Raw genomic sequence first — 4148 nt, forward strand, 5'->3', positions numbered from 1 at the left:
GAAATAATTTTGTAAAAATTTTTTATATAGAAAATACATTCACAATGACCGAAAAACAAATCAATATTTGTAAAAATTCTCTTGAAGAGTTAAAGGTTTTACATCTTGAAAATCAACATTTTTATACTCCAGTTGATGTTTATTACAAGCTTTCAGGTGATCAACTTAAAAAGTGGGCTTTACTAAGCTGTAATGATCATAACTGCGAACCTTTTGAGCAGGATATTCAGGATGCAAGGATATTAAGACGTTCAAAAAAATGTCCGGAGTGTCTTTCAATAATTCAAAGCGGAAACAACCGTATTCCTATTTCAGAATTAAATGCTAGAATAAGAAATTCTAAAAATTCTGTTATCCGGGATAAGCAAATTGTAATCAGATATGAAGATCATCTTCACAATGACAAAAACAGTATTGTTCTGGTGAAATGTAATTTGTTTGGTCATCATAAAAATCTCTATCCGCAAACAGCTGTTTCAGTAGGAAAAAATAATATCTGTCCTGAGTGTGCTAAAACGAGAGAATACAAAAAGAAAGCTGGAGAAAATTTTGTTGAAAAAATAAATAATATTTTAATAGAAAAGAACAGCTCTTTTTCATTCTTCGGTTCCATAGATCGAAATGATAAAAGTATCATTTTCTATGAGTTAATTTGTAAAAATTGTGGCTGTTCCGAATGGGAAAGGGAAAAGTACGTATCATCAGTCAAGTGTAAAGTTTGTCATCCAAATGATACGATAGGTGAAAGTAAAGTCATAGAATATTTAAACTTTCTAAAATTGACTTTTAAAAAGCAAAAAAAATTTCCTGGGATGAAAAATGAAATGGAATTAAAATGTGATTTTTTTATCCTAAAACTGAATTTAATCATTGAGTATGACGGACATCAGCATTATTATCCTGTTGACTATTTTAAAGGATTTAAAAACTTTAAAAAAACCATAAAATGCGACTGGATTAAAAACAGATACGCCTTGAAAAATAATATAAATATCTTGAGAATTCCTTTTAAAGAATATGATAATATGGAAATTTTAATAGATAATGCTATTGCCAAAATCAATAATCAGGAGCGCTCATTTAAAAACTATTATAATTTTTTAAATGTTTACAGAATAAACTACATTTCTTTAATTGTAAATAAAAGAATGAGGTTAAAGAAAATATTACTCGAAAATAAAAGTAAACCATATTTTTTATCCGATCTGCATAAAAAGATATATCAACAAATAAAAATAAGCTAAAAAAGCTAATGCTTAGCTTTTCTGAAGCTACTAACAAAATCAAAAAAAATTTACGACAGCTATGTTATAGCAAAAAATTTTGGAATCCATCCAGAACAGGGATTCTCATATCTAAAAAACAAACCTTAAACGATATTAATTTAAAATTTTAAAAAATGAAAAACAAAATCAATTTACTAATTTCCAGTGTATTATTACTTTGTTCTAATATACTTTACTGCAATTCAATTAATCAGAAAATTAATGATCAGAATTATAAAATGTTTTTTTCTTGCGGATCAGAAAATTTTGAAAATATTCCTGCAAGCTTTAGTTCCTTTGAAACAAATAGCTGGTTAAATAATAATATCACATGGACGGCTTCTGATTCGAGAACTGATCAAACAATTAATAGTAAAGCTATTGTTATCAGAAATGGTAGCCTTACGAGCTCTATTATTACAGGAGGAATTAAAAGCCTCACTGTCACTACACAATTAAAATTTGCAGGAAATCCGGGAAACCTTATTCTGGAAATTAATGATATCCAGGTTGGAACAATACCTTATAATTCCGGAGTTGTGACAACAACACTTGATAATATAAATATCGTAGGAAATATCATTATTAAACTTGTAAATCCTAATACGGGGCAGAGAGTTGCTATTGATGATCTTTCCTGGACATGTTATTCAAATTTAGGAATTAGCGAAGTTACTAAGGTGGCTCAGCTTTCAATTTATCCTAATCCAATTAAAAATGGTGAATATCTGTATCTTAATAAAAAGGTAAATGAAATCCTTATTTATAATAGTGAAGGAAGACTGATTAATAAATCAAACTTAAAAAGCAATTCAATATTAATAGATAATCTATTGAAAGGTATCTATTTTCTTAAAACAGAAAATATGACCCATAAATTTATAGTTAATTAGTAATCTTTAAGACAAAAATCCATCTTCAAAATTGTTTGAGATGGATTTTTATAAGTTTATTTTCAACTTAAAAAGAAAAAACTGTTCAGATTTTAGAAATCCTGCCGTTAAGCTGTGCAGATTTTATAAATCCTGTTTTTTCGTTGGCAAAAATAGTATATTTTCTTTAAAAACCAATTTTTGACGGTTTCAAACTATTAATAAATTTTTCAGTCGTCACTTCCTCAGACTGCTCGTTTCTTCAAAACGCTTGTCATTCGTTGCTCCTTTGTTCAAAATTTTTTATTTCTTGAGATTTTTTACGCTGTTAAAAATTCCTGAATTTCAACATTTAGATCTTCGAGTGTAGTTAAATAACTATTAATGACATTAAAATGAGCATTAGTAAGAGCTTGCATATCTAGATAAGCGGAATGTGCATCATTTGCTATATCAAGAACCTCTATCGCAATAGCATCTCTTGGAACATGATTCTTTGATAATTCAATTATAGGTAATAAAAAATTTGCATCAATTTTGTTATGATCAGCTGTTGATGTGTCATCATTTGCAATATCAGATTGTGTTAATTTAAAATATTCTTGCATAAATATATCATCAGCATTATAAGCCCATTCTATTCTTCCAGCATTTTCTCTATAATTAACGGCTCTCAAGTTAGAGAATTTAAAGAATTTTGTGTACAAAATTTGTCTATATCCATTTTTAAATTTTGTCTCATGAATATTATGTTTTGAGATAAAGTTATTTAGTTCTGATCTCAAATTTTCCAAAATCGTATCATTAGAATACAAACTAGCTAGCAGGTGATTTAAAGTTGTTATTCCTTGATCAGATTTTTCATTGTATAAAGTTTTTACTTTAATAAATTTTAAAAAATTTACTTGAAGTGTAGGATTAATTTTTAATCTGAAATCTTTATTTTCTATATATTCTTTCAAAAAACCAATTTGTACTTGAACGTTGTTTTGTAATTCCTGTAGATTATTTATAAACAATTCATTCTCAGATTTGATATTTCTTTCCTCCTCAGAAGCTTTATCTTTTTTATCCCGTTTATAAGTTCTTTCACCTAAATAATATGCAAACCAGATACTTAAAATTGTTATAGTAAGTGTTGACAAGAGTGATAGCCAACCAAACCAGCCCGGAGAGCTACTTTCAAACTCTCCAAATTGAAAATTAATTAGTGACATTTTATAGATTTTTTTTTCTAATCATTTGCCTTTTAAAAAAATCCATTAACTCCTATAAAATTATCCATACCATTGAAAGACATAAGTATTTCTATATTTTCTTCAACCGTATTACTTAAAAGAGATTCAATTGGAAGATAACTTGATTTATGCTCCGAATTTCCTTCGAAAATAAATATCACATTTAATTTATTGAAATTGAAAATGAAGGTACTTTTATTATATCCTTCATGTTTTATCAACTTTCTCATTCTATTAGTCTGACAATCGAAATCATAAAGATCTGCAAATTCATGCTCTTCCTTCAATTTAGTTATCATATTTTTTACAGTTTCAAAATATGCCAGGTTTTTGTCTTCATCCGCTTCTTTAGCTAAAATAAGGTTGTCTATAATTTCTTTGAATCGAGCTCCTGTTTTTGCAGCATTCAATTGAGGTTCAATAAAATTATACTTTGAATTTAAGTATTTTGAATTTATCCATCTCTGTTTATTGACAAAAATGTGATCTTTCAAAATATTAATGATTATATAAGAACTATCTTGATTATACAATGTGAAAAAATTCGTTTCACTATTGTTAAATCCTTGGTCAAGTAAAAGTGCACAATATTCTTTTATGACTTTCTGTTGATTGTCATCAAAACTTGTCCATGTTAAATCTAAATTCATAATATTAGTTTTTAAATGTTATTATCTTTACAAATCTTTTCAATACAGATATCACTATGAATTGAAGAATACCCCCTCTTATAAATCATTTTAGAAGATTAGAATATTCCTAAAAATTTATAT

Annotated in this window: 3 protein-coding genes and 1 pseudogene; 2 read left to right on the forward strand and 2 right to left on the reverse strand. The window is 27.1% G+C overall.

From position 1 onward, the window contains the following. Window positions 1-1244 (forward strand): annotated as a pseudogene (locus ASE55_RS02840) (hypothetical protein); the annotation flags it as partial. Window positions 1245-1399: 155 nt separating this feature from the next. After that, window positions 1400-2158, forward strand: a complete 759-nt coding sequence (locus tag ASE55_RS02845) for a T9SS type A sorting domain-containing protein (protein WP_056215288.1) — start codon at window positions 1400-1402, stop codon at window positions 2156-2158. Window positions 2159-2457: 299 nt separating this feature from the next. On the opposite strand, the gene ASE55_RS02850 is transcribed toward ASE55_RS02845, so the two are convergent. After that, the gene (locus tag ASE55_RS02850; protein ID WP_056215290.1) at window positions 2458-3354 is read right to left on the reverse strand and encodes a hypothetical protein; all 897 of its coding nucleotides are present in this window, start codon (window positions 3352-3354) and stop codon (window positions 2458-2460) included. A gap of 32 nt (window positions 3355-3386) precedes the next feature. Then, window positions 3387-4025: a hypothetical protein gene (locus ASE55_RS02855; RefSeq protein ID WP_056215294.1), complete on the reverse strand. Its 639-nt coding sequence runs from the start codon at window positions 4023-4025 to the stop codon at window positions 3387-3389. Window positions 4026-4148: the final 123 nt, after the last annotated feature.

The sequence above is a fragment of the Chryseobacterium sp. Leaf201 genome (assembly GCF_001421435.1).
In the GTDB taxonomy this organism is placed as follows: Bacteria; Bacteroidota; Bacteroidia; order Flavobacteriales; family Weeksellaceae; genus Chryseobacterium.

Coding starts and splice junctions, on each gene's coding strand:
- ASE55_RS02855 (WP_056215294.1), bottom strand. CDS start 4,025: ATGAATTTAGATTTAACATGGACAAGTTTTGATGACAATCAACAGAAA.
- ASE55_RS02845 (WP_056215288.1), top strand. CDS start 1,400: ATGAAAAACAAAATCAATTTACTAATTTCCAGTGTATTATTACTTTGT.
- ASE55_RS02850 (WP_056215290.1), bottom strand. CDS start 3,354: ATGTCACTAATTAATTTTCAATTTGGAGAGTTTGAAAGTAGCTCTCCG.